This window comes from Cellvibrio sp. KY-GH-1 (assembly GCF_008806975.1).
GTDB lineage: Bacteria > Pseudomonadota > Gammaproteobacteria > Pseudomonadales > Cellvibrionaceae > Cellvibrio.
The window spans coordinates 1,405,241-1,424,571 of record NZ_CP031728.1 but is presented as its reverse complement, the minus strand read 5'-3'; the positions used below and the strand labels follow the sequence as shown (position 1 = coordinate 1,424,571).

Below are 19,331 nucleotides of genomic sequence, written 5' to 3'. Positions count from 1 at the left end.
AGTGCCATGAAAGAAAATCTCTACCTCGCTATAGACCAGGGTGGACAAAGCTCCCGTGTGGGGGTGTACTCCAAATCCGGTGAATTAATTTGCCAATTCTCAGCGCCTTGTGCGACCAGCCATTACCAGCCTGAAAATTCTCCCTATCCTTATATCGAACAAGACGGCAATGAAGTTTTGTTGGGCATTCGCCAATGCCTGGATAAGGTTCTCGATCACCTGGGTGAAAGAGTCTGCAATATCAACGCGGCCAGTTTTGCAGGGCAGGGCTCATCACTTTTATGTTGGAATTCAAAAACCGGTGACCCACTCACACCGGTATTAAGCTGGCAGGATATTCGCGGCGAACCCTACCTGAAACAAATCCCCCTAACACACCAGCAAGCGCAAAGTACTACTGGCTTGCGCATGTCGCCGCATTATGGCGCCAGCAAAATTCGTTGGTGTCTGGATAATTGCGACCGCGTTAAACAAGCGCTGGATCAACAGTCGCTGGCGATAGGACCTATAGTCAGTTTTATTTTCTGGCATTTACTCGATCAGAAGAATCATGTCGATCCCGGCCATGCACAGCGGACCTTATTGTGGAATTTACATCGCAACGAGTGGGATGAGCGTTTGCTTGAATTGTTTCAAATTCCAAAATCCGTTTTGCCTGAGTGCCGATTTCACAACAGTCATTTTGGTAATCTGAAAATGGGTCACCATGTAATTCCGTTTTTCGCCAGCGCACGCGATCAAGGCGCTTCACTATTTGCGGTGGGACTGCCGGATGTTTCAACTTGTTATGTGAATATGGGTACAGGTGCATTTATTCAACGCATCAGTAATATTTTGCATGCACCAGATGGCTTATTGGTTAGCCCGCTATGGATTCCGCAACACACTTACGGTGAAGCTGAAAATATTAATGCATCATCGCCGTGTTACTTAAATGAGTTGGCGGATAAGCCTTGGTATGCATGGGAAGCAACTGTAAATGGTGCCGCTTCTGCGATGACTTTTATTCAGGAGCAAACAAATCTGGAAATTACGCCTGTGCAGATGGAGGCTGCACTTCAGCTAAATCCCCAACGCGAAGTGTATTTTTTAAATGCGATAGGTGGATTAAGCGCGCCCTATTGGCGAACGGATCTGCTCTCGCGGTTTGCAGAGGGTTTGTCGGCGCAAGAAAAAATCCTTGCCTGGATTGAATCGGTCATTTTTCAGATCGCAGTGAATATCAAGTTAATGAAAACGTCGGGCGAGATTAGTTCTATCCGTATCAGCGGCGGGTTTAGTAAGTCCAATGCAATCTGCCAGAAGCTCTCGGATATCAGCGAGTTAGAGGTTTGTCGCAGTGATAATGCTGATGCTACCTTGCAAGGTGCGGCCTGTATGGCGACGGGCTTATCACCCGATTGGCAGCCGCACTTTCAATCAGAGGTTTTTTGTCCGCAAGAAAATGCCGATTTAAATAATCGTTTTCATGCTTGGCAAAATGCCATGCAAAAATGGCTAACCCCGTAGGGGCGCAATTTATTGCGTCCAACCATCAGTCCAAAAATATTTAAATAGTTAAACATAAAACAAAAAGGGCGCAATCAATGGCGCCCCTACGACATCTTACTCGGCTAAAGTACCATCACGATAATCCTGAATGGCTTGTTCAATTTCTTCGGTGCTGTTCATCACAAAAGGCCCGTATTGCACAATTGGTTCTTTGATGGGTTTGCCCGAGATCACTAAAAAACGTGCTTCAGTGTCTAATGCCTGCACACTTAATTGATCGCCTTTACTGAGTAAACCGGTATTACCTTTGGTGAGTTTGCGCTTGTCTTCACCTATCGCGATTTCACCTTCATACACATATAGAAATGTATTGTGATCTTCCGGTAGGGCATGGTGGAACTCATTGCCCGCGGGTAAATGTACATCCCAATAAATGGCCTCAGTAGTGAGACCCTGTATGGGGCCGCTAACAACTTTTCCACCCACAAATGCCGTATTCGCAATTACTTTGATACAGCCACCATTAGGTAAATCGGCTACCGGAATTTCTGCTGATGGGATATCTCGGTAGTGTGCTGGTTTCATTTTTTCGGCGGCGGGCAAATTTAGCCACAATTGAAATCCACGCATTAATCCATGTTCCTGTTGTGGCATTTCCGAGTGAATGATTCCGCGCCCTGCAGTCATCCATTGCACATCGCCATCACGCAAGTGACCTTTGTTGCCCATATGATCTTCATGCAACATATGACCTTGCAACATATAGGTCACAGTTTCAAAACCGCGATGGGGGTGAGCAGGAAAACCGGCGATGTAATCATCGGCGCTACTGCTGCCGAACTCATCGAGCATTAAAAATGGATCAAAACGTGAATAAGGATTTTGACCCAGGGTACGTTTGATGCGAACACCAGCACCGTCGCTGGTCTCGCGGCCTTGTACGATTTGCTGTAGCTGGCGTTGCATAATTTTTCTCCGAAAATTGTTGCGTCGTTTGTTTGCGTCTCGTCCAGGTTCACTCTTGGAAGTTGCGGCTGCTTAAGCCGCAACTTCCTGAGCAATTTCAGTTTTTGCTGCGGCAAAAGCCTGATCTTTTTGGCCCATATTCAAACCTTCAGCGTAAATAATGTGTACATCTTTCAAACCCACGAAACCTAAAAAGTTTTTCAGGAATTGGCTTTGGGTATCGCTAGGTTGCCCCTTGTGCACACCACCGCGAGTTGCAATTACATATACCGGTTTATCGTTTAACAAACCTACCGGGCCAGTTTCGGTGTATTTAAATGTGACGCCAGCACGCGCTATATGATCGAAGTAGGCTTTGAGTGTGGAAGGTACACCAAAGTTATACAGAGGAACACCAATCACTATCGCGTCCGCCGCTTGAATTTCCGCGATGATATTATCCGAGTAATCCAGGACTGCTTGTTGCTCGGCGGTACGTCCTTCGGCCGGGCTGAATAATGCTTGCACACGTGCCGCATCCAAATGAGGAACTTCTTCCTTAGCGAAGTCGCGGACGGTGACTTCGCCGGTTGGGTTTACGGCTTTCCAACGTTGCACAAACTCGTTGGCCAGCGTAGTGGAGTTACCGTTTTCGCCGAACAGACTGCTATTGATTTGTAAAAGCTTAGCCATGATCAAATCCTCTTGGTTAGGTGGCGTGATTGCCATGTGCTCATTAAATGATTTGACGAATGAATGATAAATACGGATATTTAGCGGTATATGATCTAATAATTGAATTGATCACCAATAATGAGGGTGGATATGCCAGATTCTGGTCCTGTGGTGGTTACCGCCATCAGCGAAAACAAGGTGACTCTAGAGCAGTGGCGCGCATTGCTGGCAGTGATCGATGCTGGCGGCTATGCCAAGGCTGCTGAGCTGCTCAACAAAAGCCAGTCAGCAGTTTCCTACTCGATTTCGCAATTGGAGTCCGCGCTGGGCGTAAAAGTGTTCCAGTTACAGGGGCGCAAAGCGGTTCCTTCGCCTGCCGGTGAGTTGCTGTATCGCCGCGCACGCCAATTGCTGGAGCAAGCGGAGCGACTGGAAAAGTCTGCGGGCTGTTTGTCGATTAAAGTGGAGCCTCTGATAAAAATCGCGGCTGATTTGATTATTCCCCCCATTCGCGTTCTGCAATGCCTGGAGATATTTGCCAAGGACTTTCCGGACACCCGGGTTGAGATTTTTGAGTCTGTGTTGAGCGGCACTGAGGATGCGTTACTGCAACGCCATGTTGACTTGGCAATCGGGGGTCGTGTTCCGACCGGCTTTATGGGCGAAAAGTTGGTAACCGTGACTATGCATGGCGTATCCAGTCCTGATCATCCGTTACAACAATTGGGGCGTGCAATTAACTACGAGGACATGCGTCAGCATCGTCAGATCATTGTGCGCGATTCAGGGCAGTATCGCCGTCGGACAGAAGGTTGGCAGGAGGCGGATCAGCGTTGGACCGTCAGCCATATCAAGACGTCGTTGGATGCGATTCGTATGGGGCTCGGATATGCCTGGTTACCCGATGCGTACACACATGAAGATATTTTGGCTGGGCGTCTGAAATATCTACCCGTCGAAGTGGGAGCTGTACGTGAGGTGCCGACTTATCTCACCTTTGCCGATAATGAGTTTTCCGGGCCAGCAACGCGGCGTTTGGCGGAGGTGTTGAAAGAAAACTTACCAAAGATGTGTGGTTATTCGATATAACCGGCAAGCAAAAAAAATCGGCCCGACGGCCGATTTTTTTGAGTTGTTTTTCACTTAAGCTTTAAGGTCAACCCAAATGGGGCAGTGATCTGAAGGTTTCTCCATACCGCGAATCTCGTAATCGATACCGGTATCCGCACATTTATCCAGTAGGCTTTGCGTCATTAAAATCAAATCAATACGCAGGCCGCGTTTAGGTGTATCTTCAAAGCCGCCGCTGCGATAGTCAAACCAACTAAACAAATCACTGACGGTCGGATTTTTTTCGCGGAAGCTGTCTTTTAGGCCCCAAGACAATAGATCATTTAGCCACTCGCGTTCTTCCGGTAAAAAGCTGCATTTACCAGTCCGTAGCCAACGCTTGCGGTTTTCGTCACCGATACCAATGTCGATATCCTGGTGGGAAATATTCATATCGCCCATCACAATAATTTGCTTGTCAGGTGTGTGCTCGCCTCTTAAATAGCTGTTCAGGTCTGCGTAGAATTTGCGCTTTGCAGGAAACTTTACCGCGTGATCTCGGCTTTCACCTTGAGGGAAATATCCATTTAATACTGTGATTTCCCCTAGTGGAGTATCGAAAACACCACCGATAAAACGACGCTGTGCATCTTCAGCATCGCCGGGAAAACCTTTAATGACTTTTTTAAACGGATAACGTGATAAAAGCGCAACGCCATAGTGAGTTTTCTGGCCGAAATATTCAACTTCGTAACCGAGTGCTTTAATCGTTTCCAAGGGGAAGTCAGGGTCGTTCACTTTAGTTTCTTGCAGGCCAATAAAATCCGGGCGATGTTTTTCGACAACTTCTTCCAGTTGATGCATGCGAGTGCGAACACTATTTACGTTAAACGAAACTGCAATCATGGTTGGGCCTTCTTCTGGTAAAAAAACACCCGAACATTGCTGCTCGGGTGTTTTGGTTAAAGCAATATAGAGATGTTACTGTTTCGCCACTTTGGAGTCAGGCTGCTTAATTTGGTCGATAAAATCTGCCAGTATGTGGCCTGCCTCCATCAGGTAAGGATCTTCCTTTGGTTTAATTTCTTTGTCCGCTTCTTTGGGTGGAGCATCCTCGTCTTCATCGCCACCATTGGCAGCCTTGAGCGCAGCGTAATCTGCATAAGGCTTTTCTCCTTTGGCAACGCGGCGCTGATTTTCGTTATCCAGCGTGCGCTTTTCCATCGTTTTTTGCTCTGCCTGACGGGTTGCCAAACGTAACGAAACCACTTTTTTGTCTGCAGCTTCTTTAAACATTTCGCTTTGCTTGTTCAGAAAAATGAATTCCGGGTCCTTCGCCATGCGTTCCTGATGTTCGGTTTCAATTTTTGGCAAAAACTTGTTGATACTGTAATAATTCTGATGTGGAGCAGGGTGAATACGATCCCATGGCAACGCATTGTCGTAGCTGCTTTCACCAATTTCACTTGGGTCTAGTAAACTGGGTAGCTGCACATCTGGAATTACACCGCGGTGCTGAGTGCTATCGCCGGAAATGCGGTAGAACTTGGCTTCGGTGATTTTCAGGCGGCCATGTTTTAAATCTACCAGATTTTGTACAGAGCCTTTGCCGAAAGTGGTTGATCCAATGACGATTCCGCGGCCGTAATCTTGGATGGCGCCAGCAAAAATTTCTGATGCAGAAGCGCTTAAACGATTAATCAAAACAGCAATTGGAGCGCGATATGCCGCTGGCTGATAGGCGCGGTAATTGCGCGAAATAGTGTCGTCACTTTGACGAATTTGCACCACAGGACCTGGATCTACAAACAAGTCTGTCAGCATGGCTGCTTCTGGTAAGGAACCGCCGCCGTTATCGCGCAAATCGATAATTACACCATCCACTTTTTCTTTGTTTAAGTCGTTAAGCAGGTTGAGTACATCGCGCGTAGTGCTTTTGTAGTTCGGGTCACCTTTTTGATAGGCCTCAAAGTTCATGTAGAAAGTCGGAATGTCAATAACGCCAAGTTTATAGGTTTTTTCGCCATCTTTGACTTCGAATACTGCTTTCTTGGCCGCTTGATCTTCCAGTTTCACAGTTTCACGTTTGATGGTAATTGTTTTATTGGCGGTGGCGGTTGGGTCAGACGGAATGACCTCCAAGCGTACAAGTGTGCCTTTCGGACCGCGAATTAGTTTCACTACTTCGTCCAGTCTCCAGCCAACTACATCAACAAACTCCCCATTAGCGCCCTGAGCAATAGAAATAATTTTGTCATTGGGTTTTAATTGACCTTGTTTTTGCGCGGGGCCACCGACCACAAGGCTACTAACCTTGGTGTAATCCTCATCACTTTGCAGTACAGCGCCAATCCCTTGTAATTCCAGCGACATGCTGATGTCAAAGTTTTCCGCATTTTCCGGTGATAGATAATTGGTGTGCGGATCATAGAGCATGGTGAGTGAATTCATCATCACACTAAATGCTTCTTCTGATGTTTGCTGTTTCAATCGGCGCAGTTGATTGGCATAACGTTTACGTAGCGTGGTTTTACTTTCGTCCAGCTTTTTTCCGGACAACATAGAGTTTAATAAATTGGATTTGAGGTACTGCTGCCACAGTTTATCGGCTTCTACCTGATTGGTTGGCCAGCTGGCCTTTTCCCGATCCAGTTGAATGCTTTCTTCTACGTCGAAGTCAAAAGTGGTTTTGGGGTCGTCAAGTTCTTTAACCACTTTTTCAAGCCGTTGGATCATGCGCTCATTAAAACGATTGTAAATCGCAAAGCTATTGTCGAGCTTGCCCTTTTTATAATCGTCATCAAAGCTTTTGCGAAACTTTTCAAATTCTGCAATATCGCTTTGCAAGAAAAAGTTTCGCGCGCTATCCAATGATTTCAGGTATTCATCAAAGTAGCGGGATGACAATGCATCGTTAAATTCTTGATCGCGGTAGTGTTCACTATCCAACTTTTGAACCAGATCAATGGCGGCTTTACTTTGCTCGTCACTGGGTTTCAGTATCTCAATTTTGTCGGCGAAGCTCAGTGATGACAGACTGAGTAGGAGACTAAACAGCGTGAGCTTAAACGGTCTAACAACAGCAGTTTGCATATGGGGATTTCTCAATAGGTCAGGCGCTTCCAGACGATATGCTGGACGAAACACTGCTTACTATAGCGGAATTCAGCACTAAAGGCAGGCGCCAAGCCACTGTTTATGGCGGCGATTGGCGTCCAGTATCCAGTTAAGATGCACATTTAATGAAAAAGTTGCGTTCTGGATATTACTGCGCGGCTTCGGCGATGGGTTCGCTCACTGATTTGGGGGATTCTCCCATCAAATCCAGCCAGAGTTCTTTTCGATCTAGCGGCGTCGCTTTGGGGAGGTAAGGATTGGCAATACGAATAGCGTGGCGGTGTTTGAGGTCCGCTTTACCCAGTGCTTCTTTTACTTCCGGGCTGTTGTAAAAGTAACGATCAAAGGCGCCGTCTTTAATCGCAGATTCAAGACCAAATTCTATGTCTTTAGCAAGTTCGGGGTCTTTAGGGCTTACAAAAAAGTAGGTCGGTAATGGGTAAATGAGCACCAGGTTTTTCTCTACGGTCAATTTTAAATTGGGGAAGGCAGAGAGTTCTGTCCAGACTTCATTAGCACCGCGTGGAAACGCATCAAAACGGCCTCCGTCCAACATGTGGTAAAGGCTTGGCTTTTTAGTGGCTTTGACTACTTGTAGACCTGCGCCCTCCAAAATAGAAGCATCTTGCCAACTTCGGCCCTGGCCAAATTTGATTTTTTTCAAGTCGTCGAATGTTTTGACTCGGTCAAAGCGCGCCTGATCTCCCTGGCGGATAAAAAATAGACGGTGGTTCATCAAACCGCGGTATGCATCTATGCGGATAGGTATAAAATCGCGCTCCATTTCTTCTGAGGTGCCGCCCCACATTACCGAAATACTGCCAGATTTAACTGACTCCATTACGCGAGGGCGGGAATAAACTTCAGAGGTGGTAGCGTAGATATATTCTTTGTTGGAATACGACAGCGCCAATTTTAGCAAACCGTTCATGTAATCAGTTTGGACATTGGATTTCATATTGGTGGTGACTGTTTTCTTTTCCGCTGCAACACCGGGAAGAGTGATTAGTCCGGCAACTAATATCAGCGCGCTGGACATAAAAAACCGGTGAAACGAACAACTCAGCATGGATAAAAAAAACATAAGACGGCTCGCCAGGTTTATATGGTTATAGGGCTAAAAGTAGCACATAAATCTTATTAACGCGGTTTGCCGATAAAATCTATTTGCCAAATAAAAATGCCACAGTGGGCGCTGCGGCATCTCTTGGCTTTTATTCTTTTAGGTTAGCAGGCAGTGCTGCAATCAAACATCATTTGCATAAAATCAATTTGGTCGTTATGAGTTACCGGCGTGATAGACACCTTGGTGACTTGGCGGTTTTCCCACGCATAATCATAACGAGTAAAATTCGTTGTGCCATTCGCGGTTTCATCCGCGCTGATCACCATACTTTGGTGAGGTGAGGTATCCAGTAAATCCAGGAGTTCGCGAATGGTCTTGTCGGCTCGCTTGGGTTGTAGTAACTCATGCGTACCTTTGTGACTAACAAAAATATAATCGCAACCCAGCATTGTGCTCAAGCTTAAGTGAAATTCTCCACGCGCTACAGCAGTTGCAACGTCAAAACCCTTTAGATTGTGATTCGCTCCCAAGTCTGGCGTTCGATAACTATCAAGTTGGGCGTTTTGGCTGTGAGACATGAAGTGCTCCGCAGGGCTGATGGATTATTGTTATTGCGTCCCGCAACTTCGTTCCAGAGTTTACAGAAATTAACAGGTGAAAATTTAACAGTCGAGCAAGGAAAAAACCATAGGCAAAAAGACGAAAGTGTCGATCAATTTAACAGCTTTTGCGCGATGCACCTCTCAAAAAGGAATAAAAAAAGCGGCTTTTTAGCCGCTTTTCTTTTTGCATCAATAGGTTGTCGCCTCGATCTTCACTGCGTGCGAGCGCGTGCAACCAGAGCTTCTTTGATGGTATTACGCATATTGCGCAGGGTTTTTTCCGTCGTTTCCCAATCGATACAGGCGTCAGTGACCGATACGCCGTATTTCAAATCGCACAGGTTTGCCGGGATGCTTTGGTTGCCTGCGCCAATGTTACTTTCTACCATCAGACCAATGATAGATTTATTGCCTTCAATAATCTGATTGGCAACATTCTCCATTACCAGCGTTTGCAACTCATGATTTTTGTTGGAGTTGGCGTGGCTGCAATCCACCATAATGTTGGGAACCACTTTTGCTTTGGCTAGCTCCTGCTCGCACACCGCAACACTTACGGAGTCATAGTTAGGCTTGCCATTGCCTCCGCGCAGTACAACATGGCCATAACCATTGCCGCGGGTATGAATAATGGATACCTGACCTTCGGTATTGATTCCAAGAAAACGATGGGGTTTGGACACTGATTGCAATGCGTTAATGGCGACCGTTAAACCGCCATCGGTACCATTCTTGAACCCAACCGCCGATGACAAACCACTAGCCATTTCGCGATGAGTTTGCGATTCGGTTGTGCGTGCGCCAATTGCTGACCAGCTAATCAGGTCGTGCAAGTACTGAGGTGATATTGGGTCCAGAGCTTCAGTGGCTGCCGGCAAACCTATCTCAGCAATATCTAGCAACAGTTGGCGACCAATGTGCAGACCTTCTTCGATTTTGAAGGAGTCATCCAGGTATGGGTCATTGATCAATCCTTTCCAACCAACTGTGGTGCGCGGCTTTTCGAAGTAAACACGCATAACCACATAAATAGTGTCGCTGACTTCTTCTGCCAGCTTTTTCAGGCGTTGAGCATAATCCTTAGCGGCGGCCACATCGTGGATGGAGCAGGGGCCAATCACCACAAAAATGCGATGGTCTTTGCGATCGAGTATGTTGCGCACAACCTCACGGCCCTGGGTAACGACTTCGCGCGCCTTTTCGGTGAGAGGAATCTTTTTCTTAAGCTCTGCTGGAGAGATCAGCAGCTCTTGCGAGACCACGTTGAGGTCATCGACTTGGGTACTGGTCATGATGCAATTTCCTAAAAGTATCAAATCGAGGGGCATTCTACCGAAATTAAATCGAAATGTGGGATGTTTTTTTAAATATCGACGATAAATAAAGATAATCTGTCTGATTTTTTGGTGTTTATGAGGCTGAAGCTACATTATATGCATGATTATTGGAAAAATTGTGGCGGTTATCCTGCTAATGGATTTAACAAAAGGATATTTATCCTTCAAGGATTGTACGAATAGGATGCTGCGCTAGGTAAATACTATACGCGTAGGTTAAATTTTGATCTTGCAGTGGCTGGGCTGGTTTATTCTCTGTGCGATTGTTATGTTTGTGCTACAGGGTAACCACAAGGTTGGATTTCTTATATATGGCAAGATTTAAGGAGCGGATTGCTAAGGCAATCGTTGGGCTGCTAGGCAGTTGTTTGCTGGTTGCTGTCGCTCAGGCGGCGGAGAGACAGCGAACTGCGTTGGTTCTGGGCGGTGGCGGCGCGCGTGGAGCGGCGCATATTGGTGTTTTGGAGGTGTTGGAACGAGAGCACATACCGGTGGATTGTGTGGTGGGAACCAGTATGGGGGCTTTGGTCGCGGGTTCATATGCAGCTGGGCTTTCCCCGAAAACTATGCGCAAGAAGCTCTCAGAAGCAGACTGGACGGATATTTTTTTGGACGTGGCAGATTTCTCGCAATTGAGTTTACGCCGGAAAAAAGTTAGTCAACGTTATTTGCCGGGGACTGAAATGGGTGTCACCGATTCAGGATTGCAATTGCAAGGGGGCGTTGTTGCCGGCGAGAAAATTAAACTCTTTTTCAATCAGCTGGTTGATGCCAACCTAGGTGAGCGCACTATTGAACAGTTGCCGATTCCGCTCGCGATAGTGGCAACAGATATCGGTACAGGTGAACGGGTAGTGTTTCGAGAAGGCAGCCTCACCCAGGCAATGCGCGCGAGTATGTCTGTCCCAGGGTTGATGGAGCCGGTGGAGTACAAAGGGCGAAAGCTGGTGGACGGTGGCTTGGTCGATAACTTGCCCGTCGAATTGGGGCGAGAGCTGTGCATGGCTGATCGCGTCATTGCTGTGAACGTAGGGTCGCCCCTAAAAGAGCCTGAGCGCATCGGTTCGCTATTAAGCGTGACTGCTCAAATGATCGGAATCTTAACCAAACAAAATGTTGAGCGATCATTAACCACATTGTCCGGTGCAGATGTTTACATCTATCCGGAATTAGGTTCTCTTAAAGCTTCTGAATTCGCTCGTTATGATGAAGCGGCAGATATTGGTCGCGCGGCAGCAGAAAAACAGGTTGTAGCTTTACGTGATTTGGCTGTTGATGAAAATACTTACGCTGCGTGGAAAAAGCGCAATAAAGTCGCGCCAAAAACGGAACTGGTGGTTGATGAAATTCGAATATCTCCTACGCAGCGAGTGCATCGCAATTATGTTGCTCGTCAAATTCATCAGAAGCCAGGGGAAATGCTCGATCGGGCTGTATTGGAACAGGATTTGATTCGTACTTATGGTGATGGCTTTTATCAGACTGTTGATTATCGTGTGATTAACGAAGATTTTAAAAATGTGCTCGAAATTACTGCGAGCGAAAAAAAATTAAGCTCGGATTATGTGATTTTTGGCTTTTCGATAGATAACGAATACCGTTATGGATCAAATTTTAATTTTCGCGCAGCCTATCGTAGTACTTGGCTAAATAAGTATGGCGGTGAGTTTTTTGCGACAGTAGATATGGGAGGGGCGCCACAGGTGGAGCTGGATTTTTATCAGCCGTTAGACACGCGTCATCATTTTTTCGTGGAGCCTCGATATTTTCGAAAGCGTGAAGATTTAGGGTTATTTGTCGATGACATACGCATCGCTGAGTATCAATTAGATACCTCTGCTAGTGAGGTGATGCTTGGTTTGAATTTAGGAAATTTTGGCCAATCAAAGTTTGGTTGGCGCGAATATAAAATCCTGGGGAAAACAGAGATTTTTTCTGCAGATCTACCCTATGTACGTGAGCAGTATGGTGGGCTGCTCTATGAGTTTAGTCTTGATAAGCGCAATCGCCTGCATTTTCCTTCACACGGGTGGCGCGCTGATCTTAGTTATTTCGATTCGCATGCAGAGAGTTATAGTAAATTGTCTGCAGATGTTGGTGGTGCTTATAAAGTAAGTGACTACGTGTTTGGGGTTCGCTCCTCATATGTCACTTCTGTTAAAGGTGATGCTCCGCTCTATGATGCGGCCCTGTTGGGTGGTTTTTTGAATATGTCAGGTTACGCTAGCAACCAGATTATCGGCGATGATGCTTTTTATGGTCATATTCGATTGGAGAAAATTATTGGGCGTATGCCCCTTGGTTTAAACGGGGATTTGCGGCTGGGTTTTGGGCTTGAGGCGGCCAGGCTTGAAGAAAATTACTTAATGTCAAAGAGCGATGATTGGCTTGATTCAGGTGTGATTTATCTTGGCGGCGAAACGCCTTTGGGCCCCTTGTATCTTGGTTACGGGTTTAGTTTCCGCGGAGATTACAATATGTACTTGCAGTTAGGTGCTTTGTAATTTCGATAAAATTGCGTGCGGAAACACTTGGCAACGGCGGGCATATTATCTGCCCGCCTTTTTAAAATTGCTGTTAAAAGTGAAAAAGGGCTGCCACGTAAGGGCCTTTAATCTCCAGGTTGGTAGCTACGTCATCTTCGTTAATATCAAGCTTCACTGCGCGATAACCGACTTCTAACCCTAAATCGAGCGATGAGTCAAACATGTATCCTATTTTGGCGCTGTAGTCACTCAGGTTGTTTCCATCGTAACTAATGTAATTTCCTTCAAATCCGGCTGAGAATCCGCTGAAAGGCAAATCAAATTGAAATTTGCCGTAAATTAGCGGTACCCCAACGTCAATGTCAATGTCGTCACTGAATTGCATGGTTTCTGCTTTTAGATAACCAGAATATTTTCGTAGCGTGATACCCAAATCCAAATTGAGCCAATTGTCCAGCACCTCGTAATAGAGTGTTGCGTCTGTGTAACTCAAATCAAAATCGGTTTTTACATCGCTTCCCGCAGGGAAGGTGACGTCGCCAATACTAAAGCTTTTTTCAATTGTGCTGCTTTGGTCGCTGGTAATATCGTTTTGTTGCACTTTAATGTTGGGCAGAAAGGGTACAGGGTGTTCGATGGCAATGTAATAAAACGCATTATTTTTTTCTTCCATTCCTAAATCTTGTGCTGTTACCGCAGGATCGCCCGCTTCACCGGAATATTCGCCCTGCCAGCTTCCAGCCCCGGCGTAGATGCCAAAGACGGTATCAGCAGAAACGTGTTGGCAACCGACGAGTGCCAGAGTGGCGAGTGTGATTTTTTTTACAGGAAAGGTGTGTTGCATAAAAGCATCCTATGGCATTAGTTGATTTCTAGAGAAATTGATATTGAGAAATTGTGCCGTAAAATTTACAGCGTGCCCGCTAAATGTTTCGCAGAAATGTCACCGCCTTGCAAAAGTGATAAAAAAACCCTTGCAGCGTTGTTCAGGGTGCGTTGATTGTGATGAATACATCCCAGTGGGCGCATGATTGGCGGATGGTTAACGTTGAGAATTTGTAATTGCGTGTCGATAATTTTGCGCGGCAACACGCCCCAGCCGAGATTAATACTGAGCAGCATTTTGATAGTATCGAGGTGATTGGAAATCATGCCTATATCGAGCGGCAAGTTTTCACCATCAAACAAGTTCTTGATGAGCTGGGTTGTGTAGGTGTTGGTATCCGGCATTATCGCCGGGTGCTTGCTTAAATCGGCCAGGCGAAGATGCGATTGTGTGGCATCGGAGCTTCCTGATTGCGCAAGGGGGTGAGAGGGCGCGACGACGAAGTGGAGTTGATCGTGCCAGAGAGTGTGGCTTTGGAGTCGTGGGTCTTGCGAAAGCGCGAGCGTAATAATGGCGAGGTCGAATCTGCCTTGTAGGATTTCATGGTATGCCTGCTCCGAATCGAGAAAATGTAAGTCCAGCTTTACCTGTGGGTAACGCGTCGAAAATTCGCGCAAATAGGGTGGCAAATAGTGCAACCCCACATGGTGACTGGTTGCGATACTCAGTTTGCCCTGTACATCGCCTTGTAAATCTGCGATGGCCCGCTGCGCGGCAATCACTTCACCCAAGATTAACTTGGCTTTGCTTAATAAGACCTGACCAGCCTGGGTTAGTGCCACTTGGCGGCCAATTCGATCAAATAAAGGTGCTCTAAGTTGTTCTTCCAGCAGAGCTATGCGCTTGCTTATCGCGGGCTGCGTGAGATGCAACCGCTCGGCAGCAGCAGAAAATGACCCATTCTCAGCGATGGCGACAAATGCCTGTAGGTGTTGAGTATCCATTCGTAGAATATTTAAACTATTCCTAAATGGAATGCAATATATAAAAAAGATAAATTTGTTTTATGGGTTTGGCGAGCGTAGCATGGCTGCATTCTTTCGATAAGTTTCTCTGCAACCCTGTGAGCCCCGGATTTAAGGGCTAATTAGGAGATCACCATGGCTAAAACCCTTTATGACAAACTCTGGGATGCCCACCTCGTCCATCAAAGTGACGATGGTTCTGCCCTCATCTATATAGATCGTCACATAGTTCACGAAGTGACTTCGCCGCAGGCGTTTGATGGTCTGCGCATGGCGGGCCGCAAGCCTTGGCGGGTGGACTCTATTCTCGCGACGCCCGATCACAACGTTCCTACTACCCAGAAAGAGCGCGCTAATGGCGTGAAAGGGATTCAGGACCCTGTTTCCCTGATTCAGGTACAGACTCTGGATGACAACTGCGATGAGTTCGGCATTCTTGAGTTCAAAATCAATGACGAGCGTCAGGGCATTGTGCACGTTGTAGGGCCGGAAACCGGCGCCTGTTTGCCGGGTATGACCGTGGTCTGCGGCGATTCTCACACCGCGACTAATGGTGCCTTGGGTTCTTTGGCGCACGGTATCGGCACCAGTGAAGTTGAGCATGTCATGGCGACCCAGTGCTTGGTTGCCAAAAAAATGAAGAATATGTTGATAAAGGTGGATGGCAAGCTGGGTCTTGGCGTTACTCCTAAAGACGTGGTGCTGGCGATTATCGCCAAAATAGGTACTGCGGGCGGTACTGGTTATGCGATGGAATTCGGCGGTCAGGTATTCCGCGATATGAGTATGGAAGGTCGTATGACCGTATGTAACATGGCGATCGAAGCGGGTGCGCGTGCCGGTATGGTGGCGGTAGATCAAACCACTATCGATTACGTAAAGGGCCGCACCTATGCACCTAAGGGTGAGTTGTGGGAAAAAGCAGTTGCCGACTGGAAAAACTATGTCAGCGACGAAGGTGCCCATTTTGATGCGGTGGTAGAAATCAACGGCGCTGATATCAAGCCGCAAGTGAGCTGGGGCACATCGCCAGAGATGGTGGTGTCGGTTGAAGATAAAGTGCCTGATCCTGCACATGAAGCTGATCCGGTTAAGCGCAATGACATGATTCGCGCGCTGCAATACATGGGTTTGCAAGCGAATCAGCCAATCACATCGATTCATGTTGATCGCGTATTTATTGGCTCTTGCACCAACTCGCGCATTGAAGATATTCGCGCTGCTGCAGAAGTGGTGAAAGGCCGTACTAAAGCTGCCTCAGTAAAAGAGGCGATTGTGGTTCCAGGTTCTGGTGCAGTAAAAGCGCAAGCCGAAGCGGAAGGTTTGCATAAGATTTTTATCGAAGCTGGATTGGAGTGGCGTGAGCCAGGCTGCTCTATGTGCTTGGCGATGAATGCTGACAAGTTGGGTGCAGGCGAGCATTGTGCCTCTACATCTAACCGCAACTTCGAAGGTCGTCAGGGTTACGGTGGTCGCACTCACTTGGTGAGCCCGGCGATGGCGGCAGCGGCGGCAATTGCTGGCCACTTTGTTGATGTGCGTACATTTAACTAATAGGAGTAGGTGCCATGAAAAGTTTTACCGTTTTAAAAGGCATTGCTGCTCCTATGGATCGCGCCAATGTCGATACCGACATGATCATTCCCAAGCAGTTTTTGAAATCCATCAAGCGCACTGGCTTTGGCAAAAACCTGTTTGATGAGTTGCGCTACCTTGATGAAGGCAAGCCGGATCAAAGCTGCGAAGGCCGTCCGATCAATGCCGAATTTCCGCTGAATTTTCCGCGCTATAAAGACGCCAGTGTATTGTTAGCGCGCGAAAACTTTGGTTGCGGCTCAAGCCGTGAGCATGCGCCCTGGGCGCTGGATGACTATGGTTTTCGCTGTGTAATCGCACCGAGCTTTGCCGATATTTTCTTCAACAACTGTTTCAAGAATGGCTTGTTGCCAATTATTTTGAGCGAAGCGATTGTTGATAAATTATTTAAGGAAATGTACGCAACAGAAGGTTATGAGTTGACGATTGATCTTGCTGCACAAACAGTTACTACGCCATCAGGTGAAAGTTTTGGTTTTGAAGTTGATGCTTTTCGTAAGCACTGCCTGTTGAACGGTTTGGACGATATAGGTTTGACCTTAGAGAAAGCCGACGCGATTCGCGCTTACGAAATCAAGCGCCGCGCTGAAGCTCCTTGGTTATTTGATGTCGTCAAGTGATCATTGAATAAAATAGGCAGAAAAATATTTTTAATTTTGGAGATTGCCCGTGGGTAAACATATTTTAATTCTGGAAGGCGATGGCATAGGTCCAGAAATCGTGCGTGAAGCGCGTAAGGTTCTCGACGTTGTTAATGCCAAATTTGATTTGGGTCTGACCTTCGAAAATGACCACATGGGTGGCTGCGCCATTGATGCCTATGGTGTTCCCTTGGCTGATTCTACGCTGGAAAAAGCGCGCAAAGCGGATGCGATCTTGTTGGGGGCGGTAGGTGGTCCCAAGTGGGATAAGTTGGATCGTTCCATTCGTCCGGAAAAAGGCCTGCTAAAAATTCGCTCGCAATTGGGTTTGTATGCAAACCTGCGTCCGGCGCTGTTATATCCACAATTGGTTGATGCTTCTTCCCTGAAACCGGAAGTGGTTTCCGGTTTGGATATTTTGATTGTGCGCGAGCTGGCTGGTGGTATTTATTTTGGTGAGCCGCGCGGTATTCGTGTGCTGGAAAATGGTGAGCGCGAAGGTTACAACACCTATAAATACTCCGAGAGCGAAATTATCCGAATTGGTCGTACCGCGTTTGAGATGGCCCGCAAGCGCAACGGGAAAGTGTGTTCGGTCGACAAGGCTAACGTACTGGAAGCGACTATGTTATGGCGCGAAGTTATGGATACCCTGCACAAGGAGTATCCGGACGTCGAGTTGTCGCATATGTATGTGGATAATGCAGCCATGCAGCTGGTGCGCGCGCCAAAACAATTCGATGTGTTGGTGACTGGTAACATGTTTGGTGATATTTTGTCCGATGCGGCTGCTATGTTGACTGGCTCAATCGGCATGTTGCCGTCGGCCTCGCTCGATAAAGATGGTCGTGGTATGTACGAGCCATGTCATGGTTCGGCACCGGATATTGCCGGGCAGGGCATTGCTAACCCGCTCGCCACAATTTTGTCGGTATCAATGATGTTGCGTTATTCGCTCGGTTATCCGCAGGTCGCGGATGCGATTGAGGTGGCAGTTGGCAAGGTGCTGGATCAAGGTTATCGCACCGCTGATATTTATACGGAAGGTAAGACCAAAGTATCTACCTCACAAATGGGTGATGCCGTTGTGGCGGCTTTGAATTGATTTTCGCTGAAACATTTAAAGAGAGACTGAGATGAAAGTAGGTTTTGTAGGTTGGCGCGGTATGGTGGGCTCCGTATTAATGGAGCGTATGCAATCGGAAAATGATTTTGCCAATATCCAGCCGGTATTTTTTACTACCTCGAATGTAGGTGGCGCTGCACCAGCGGTAGCCGCTGGCTTGCCTGCATTGAAAGACGCATATTCTATTGATGATCTGAAGCAACTGGATGTAATCATTACTTGCCAGGGCGGCGATTACACCAATGAAATATTCCCGAAACTACGCTCCTCTGGATGGAATGGCTATTGGATCGATGCAGCTTCCAGCCTGCGTATGGAAGATGATGCGGTAATTATTCTTGATCCGGTAAACCGCGGTGTTATCGACGCGGCTCTGCAGAAGGGTGTTAAGAATTTTATCGGTGGTAACTGCACAAACTCCATCATGTTGATGGGTATGGGTGGACTGTTCCATGCTGGATTGGTCGAGTGGGTCAGTTCTATGACTTATCAGGCGGCATCAGGTGGCGGCGCTAATCACATGCGTGAATTGTTGAAAGGAATGGGTGTGATTCATAGCGCGGTAGCTGATGAACTGGCGACACCTTCGTCGGCTATTTTGGATATTGATAGAAAAGTGGCTAACACTATTCGCAATGATGTGCCGCGCGAATTTTTCCCTGCGCCTCTGGCTGGCGGCTTGATCCCTTGGATCGACAAGCAACTGGACAATGGTCAGTCCAAAGAAGAGTGGAAAGGTCAGGCTGAGGTTAACAAAATTCTCGGCACTGAAAGTACTATCCCGGTAGATGGTCTGTGTGTGCGTATCGGTGCTATGCGCTGCCATAGCTTGGCGCTGACCCTCAAACTGAAAAAAGATCTGCCATTGAGCGAGATCGAGTCCATCATCAAGTCGGGCAATGACTGGGTAAAATTTGTTCCAAATGATCGTGGCATCACTGAGCAAGAACTGACTCCTGCTTCTATTACTGGTGGTCTGAAAATTGGTGTTGGCCGCGTACGCAAACTCAACATGGGGCCGGAGTATGTGTCTGCTTTTGTAATTGGTGACCAGTTGCTGTGGGGGGCGGCTGAACCTCTACGTCGTATGCTGCGCATTTTGCAAGAGACAAAATAAACCTTTTTGGGTCTGAAAATACTCAAAAACCCCGGGCCTAAAACCCGGGGTTTTTGCTTTATATAACTGTTTTGGTAATAAATAAGGATTTAAATGTCAGGCTTTTTTCACAATTTTGCGAATACGACGCGCGAAAGAACCAAAAAACCGTGTTTATGACAGCTTTGTCAAGACCCCGAGTATTGATAAAAACCTATTTATAATGAATACTTACGAGCGATACTGAATATT

16 protein-coding genes are annotated in these 19,331 nt (G+C 47.0%); 7 read left to right on the top strand and 9 right to left on the bottom strand.

Annotated features, from left to right (window positions below; genetic code table 11):
* Positions 1-6: 6 nt before the first annotated feature.
* A complete protein-coding gene (locus tag D0C16_RS06075) occupies positions 7-1,509 on the top strand; it encodes an FGGY family carbohydrate kinase (RefSeq protein ID WP_151031485.1) in 1,503 nt (500 codons plus the stop codon).
* A 96-nt stretch (positions 1,510-1,605) separates the two neighbouring features.
* Here D0C16_RS06075 and D0C16_RS06070 read toward each other — a convergent pair whose 3' ends face one another.
* Together D0C16_RS06070 and D0C16_RS06065 are read right to left on the bottom strand one after the other, a co-directional pair.
* Positions 1,606-2,457 carry a pirin family protein gene (locus D0C16_RS06070; RefSeq protein WP_151031484.1) on the bottom strand — a complete coding sequence of 284 codons (852 nt, stop codon included), beginning with the start codon at positions 2,455-2,457 and terminating at the stop codon, positions 1,606-1,608.
* 72 nt (positions 2,458-2,529) lie between these two features.
* Entirely contained in the window at positions 2,530-3,129 is a 600-nt protein-coding gene (locus tag D0C16_RS06065; RefSeq protein WP_151031483.1) for an FMN-dependent NADH-azoreductase, read from the bottom strand.
* A 132-nt stretch (positions 3,130-3,261) separates the two neighbouring features.
* On the opposite strand from D0C16_RS06065, the gene D0C16_RS06060 reads away from it, so the two are divergent.
* Positions 3,262-4,200, top strand: coding sequence for a LysR family transcriptional regulator (locus tag D0C16_RS06060; RefSeq protein WP_151031482.1), 939 nt, complete (start codon positions 3,262-3,264; stop codon positions 4,198-4,200).
* A gap of 54 nt (positions 4,201-4,254) precedes the next feature.
* Here D0C16_RS06060 and xthA read toward each other — a convergent pair whose 3' ends face one another.
* From xthA to D0C16_RS06035, 5 genes are all read right to left on the bottom strand, one after another.
* On the bottom strand, positions 4,255-5,067 hold the full coding sequence (gene xthA, locus D0C16_RS06055; protein ID WP_151031481.1) for an exodeoxyribonuclease III: 813 nt from the start codon (positions 5,065-5,067) through the stop codon (positions 4,255-4,257).
* A 75-nt stretch (positions 5,068-5,142) separates the two neighbouring features.
* Positions 5,143-7,254, bottom strand: a complete 2,112-nt coding sequence (locus D0C16_RS06050; RefSeq protein WP_151031480.1) for a carboxy terminal-processing peptidase — start codon at positions 7,252-7,254, stop codon at positions 5,143-5,145.
* Positions 7,255-7,426: 172 nt separating this feature from the next.
* A complete protein-coding gene (locus D0C16_RS06045; RefSeq protein WP_151031479.1) occupies positions 7,427-8,317 on the bottom strand; it encodes a transporter substrate-binding domain-containing protein in 891 nt (296 codons plus the stop codon).
* A 188-nt stretch (positions 8,318-8,505) separates the two neighbouring features.
* A complete protein-coding gene (locus D0C16_RS06040; RefSeq protein ID WP_151031478.1) occupies positions 8,506-8,922 on the bottom strand; it encodes a hypothetical protein in 417 nt (138 codons plus the stop codon).
* Between the two features lie 236 nt (positions 8,923-9,158).
* The gene (locus tag D0C16_RS06035) at positions 9,159-10,238 is read right to left on the bottom strand and encodes a 3-deoxy-7-phosphoheptulonate synthase (protein WP_151031477.1); all 1,080 of its coding nucleotides are present in this window, start codon (positions 10,236-10,238) and stop codon (positions 9,159-9,161) included.
* Positions 10,239-10,594: 356 nt separating this feature from the next.
* Here D0C16_RS06035 and D0C16_RS06030 point away from each other — a divergent pair, with 356 nt between their 5' ends.
* Complete coding sequence (locus tag D0C16_RS06030) at positions 10,595-12,787, top strand: patatin-like phospholipase family protein (RefSeq protein WP_151031476.1); 2,193 nt, start codon at positions 10,595-10,597, stop codon at positions 12,785-12,787.
* A gap of 73 nt (positions 12,788-12,860) precedes the next feature.
* On the opposite strand, the gene D0C16_RS06025 is transcribed toward D0C16_RS06030, so the two are convergent.
* Together D0C16_RS06025 and D0C16_RS06020 are read right to left on the bottom strand one after the other, a co-directional pair.
* On the bottom strand, positions 12,861-13,613 hold the full coding sequence (locus tag D0C16_RS06025; RefSeq protein ID WP_151031475.1) for a TIGR04219 family outer membrane beta-barrel protein: 753 nt from the start codon (positions 13,611-13,613) through the stop codon (positions 12,861-12,863).
* 65 nt (positions 13,614-13,678) lie between these two features.
* Positions 13,679-14,599, bottom strand: coding sequence for a LysR family transcriptional regulator (locus tag D0C16_RS06020; RefSeq protein WP_151031474.1), 921 nt, complete (start codon positions 14,597-14,599; stop codon positions 13,679-13,681).
* Positions 14,600-14,755: 156 nt separating this feature from the next.
* On the opposite strand from D0C16_RS06020, the gene leuC reads away from it, so the two are divergent.
* From leuC to asd, 4 genes are read left to right on the top strand one after another with little or no spacing between them, the layout of a single operon-like run.
* On the top strand, positions 14,756-16,174 hold the full coding sequence (leuC, locus tag D0C16_RS06015; RefSeq protein ID WP_151031473.1) for a 3-isopropylmalate dehydratase large subunit: 1,419 nt from the start codon (positions 14,756-14,758) through the stop codon (positions 16,172-16,174).
* 14 nt (positions 16,175-16,188) lie between these two features.
* Positions 16,189-16,836 carry a 3-isopropylmalate dehydratase small subunit gene (leuD, locus tag D0C16_RS06010; RefSeq protein ID WP_151031472.1) on the top strand — a complete coding sequence of 216 codons (648 nt, stop codon included), beginning with the start codon at positions 16,189-16,191 and terminating at the stop codon, positions 16,834-16,836.
* A 49-nt stretch (positions 16,837-16,885) separates the two neighbouring features.
* On the top strand, positions 16,886-17,962 hold the full coding sequence (gene leuB / locus D0C16_RS06005; protein ID WP_151031471.1) for a 3-isopropylmalate dehydrogenase: 1,077 nt from the start codon (positions 16,886-16,888) through the stop codon (positions 17,960-17,962).
* Positions 17,963-17,993: 31 nt separating this feature from the next.
* Complete coding sequence (gene asd, locus D0C16_RS06000) at positions 17,994-19,100, top strand: aspartate-semialdehyde dehydrogenase (protein ID WP_151031470.1); 1,107 nt, start codon at positions 17,994-17,996, stop codon at positions 19,098-19,100.
* The last annotated feature ends 231 nt before the right edge of the window (positions 19,101-19,331 follow it).

Bases quoted from the DNA above. Each gene is read 5' to 3' on its own strand.
- D0C16_RS06075 (WP_151031485.1), top strand. From the start codon at position 7: ATGAAAGAAAATCTCTACCTCGCTATAGACCAGGGTGGACAAAGCTCC.
- D0C16_RS06070 (WP_151031484.1), bottom strand. From the start codon at position 2,457: ATGCAACGCCAGCTACAGCAAATCGTACAAGGCCGCGAGACCAGCGAC.
- D0C16_RS06065 (WP_151031483.1), bottom strand. From the start codon at position 3,129: ATGGCTAAGCTTTTACAAATCAATAGCAGTCTGTTCGGCGAAAACGGT.
- D0C16_RS06060 (WP_151031482.1), top strand. From the start codon at position 3,262: ATGCCAGATTCTGGTCCTGTGGTGGTTACCGCCATCAGCGAAAACAAG.
- xthA (WP_151031481.1), bottom strand. From the start codon at position 5,067: ATGATTGCAGTTTCGTTTAACGTAAATAGTGTTCGCACTCGCATGCAT.
- D0C16_RS06050 (WP_151031480.1), bottom strand. From the start codon at position 7,254: ATGCAAACTGCTGTTGTTAGACCGTTTAAGCTCACGCTGTTTAGTCTC.
- D0C16_RS06045 (WP_151031479.1), bottom strand. From the start codon at position 8,317: ATGTCCAGCGCGCTGATATTAGTTGCCGGACTAATCACTCTTCCCGGT.
- D0C16_RS06040 (WP_151031478.1), bottom strand. From the start codon at position 8,922: ATGTCTCACAGCCAAAACGCCCAACTTGATAGTTATCGAACGCCAGAC.
- D0C16_RS06035 (WP_151031477.1), bottom strand. From the start codon at position 10,238: ATGACCAGTACCCAAGTCGATGACCTCAACGTGGTCTCGCAAGAGCTG.
- D0C16_RS06030 (WP_151031476.1), top strand. From the start codon at position 10,595: ATGGCAAGATTTAAGGAGCGGATTGCTAAGGCAATCGTTGGGCTGCTA.
- D0C16_RS06025 (WP_151031475.1), bottom strand. From the start codon at position 13,613: ATGCAACACACCTTTCCTGTAAAAAAAATCACACTCGCCACTCTGGCA.
- D0C16_RS06020 (WP_151031474.1), bottom strand. From the start codon at position 14,599: ATGGATACTCAACACCTACAGGCATTTGTCGCCATCGCTGAGAATGGG.
- leuC (WP_151031473.1), top strand. From the start codon at position 14,756: ATGGCTAAAACCCTTTATGACAAACTCTGGGATGCCCACCTCGTCCAT.
- leuD (WP_151031472.1), top strand. From the start codon at position 16,189: ATGAAAAGTTTTACCGTTTTAAAAGGCATTGCTGCTCCTATGGATCGC.
- asd (WP_151031470.1), top strand. From the start codon at position 17,994: ATGAAAGTAGGTTTTGTAGGTTGGCGCGGTATGGTGGGCTCCGTATTA.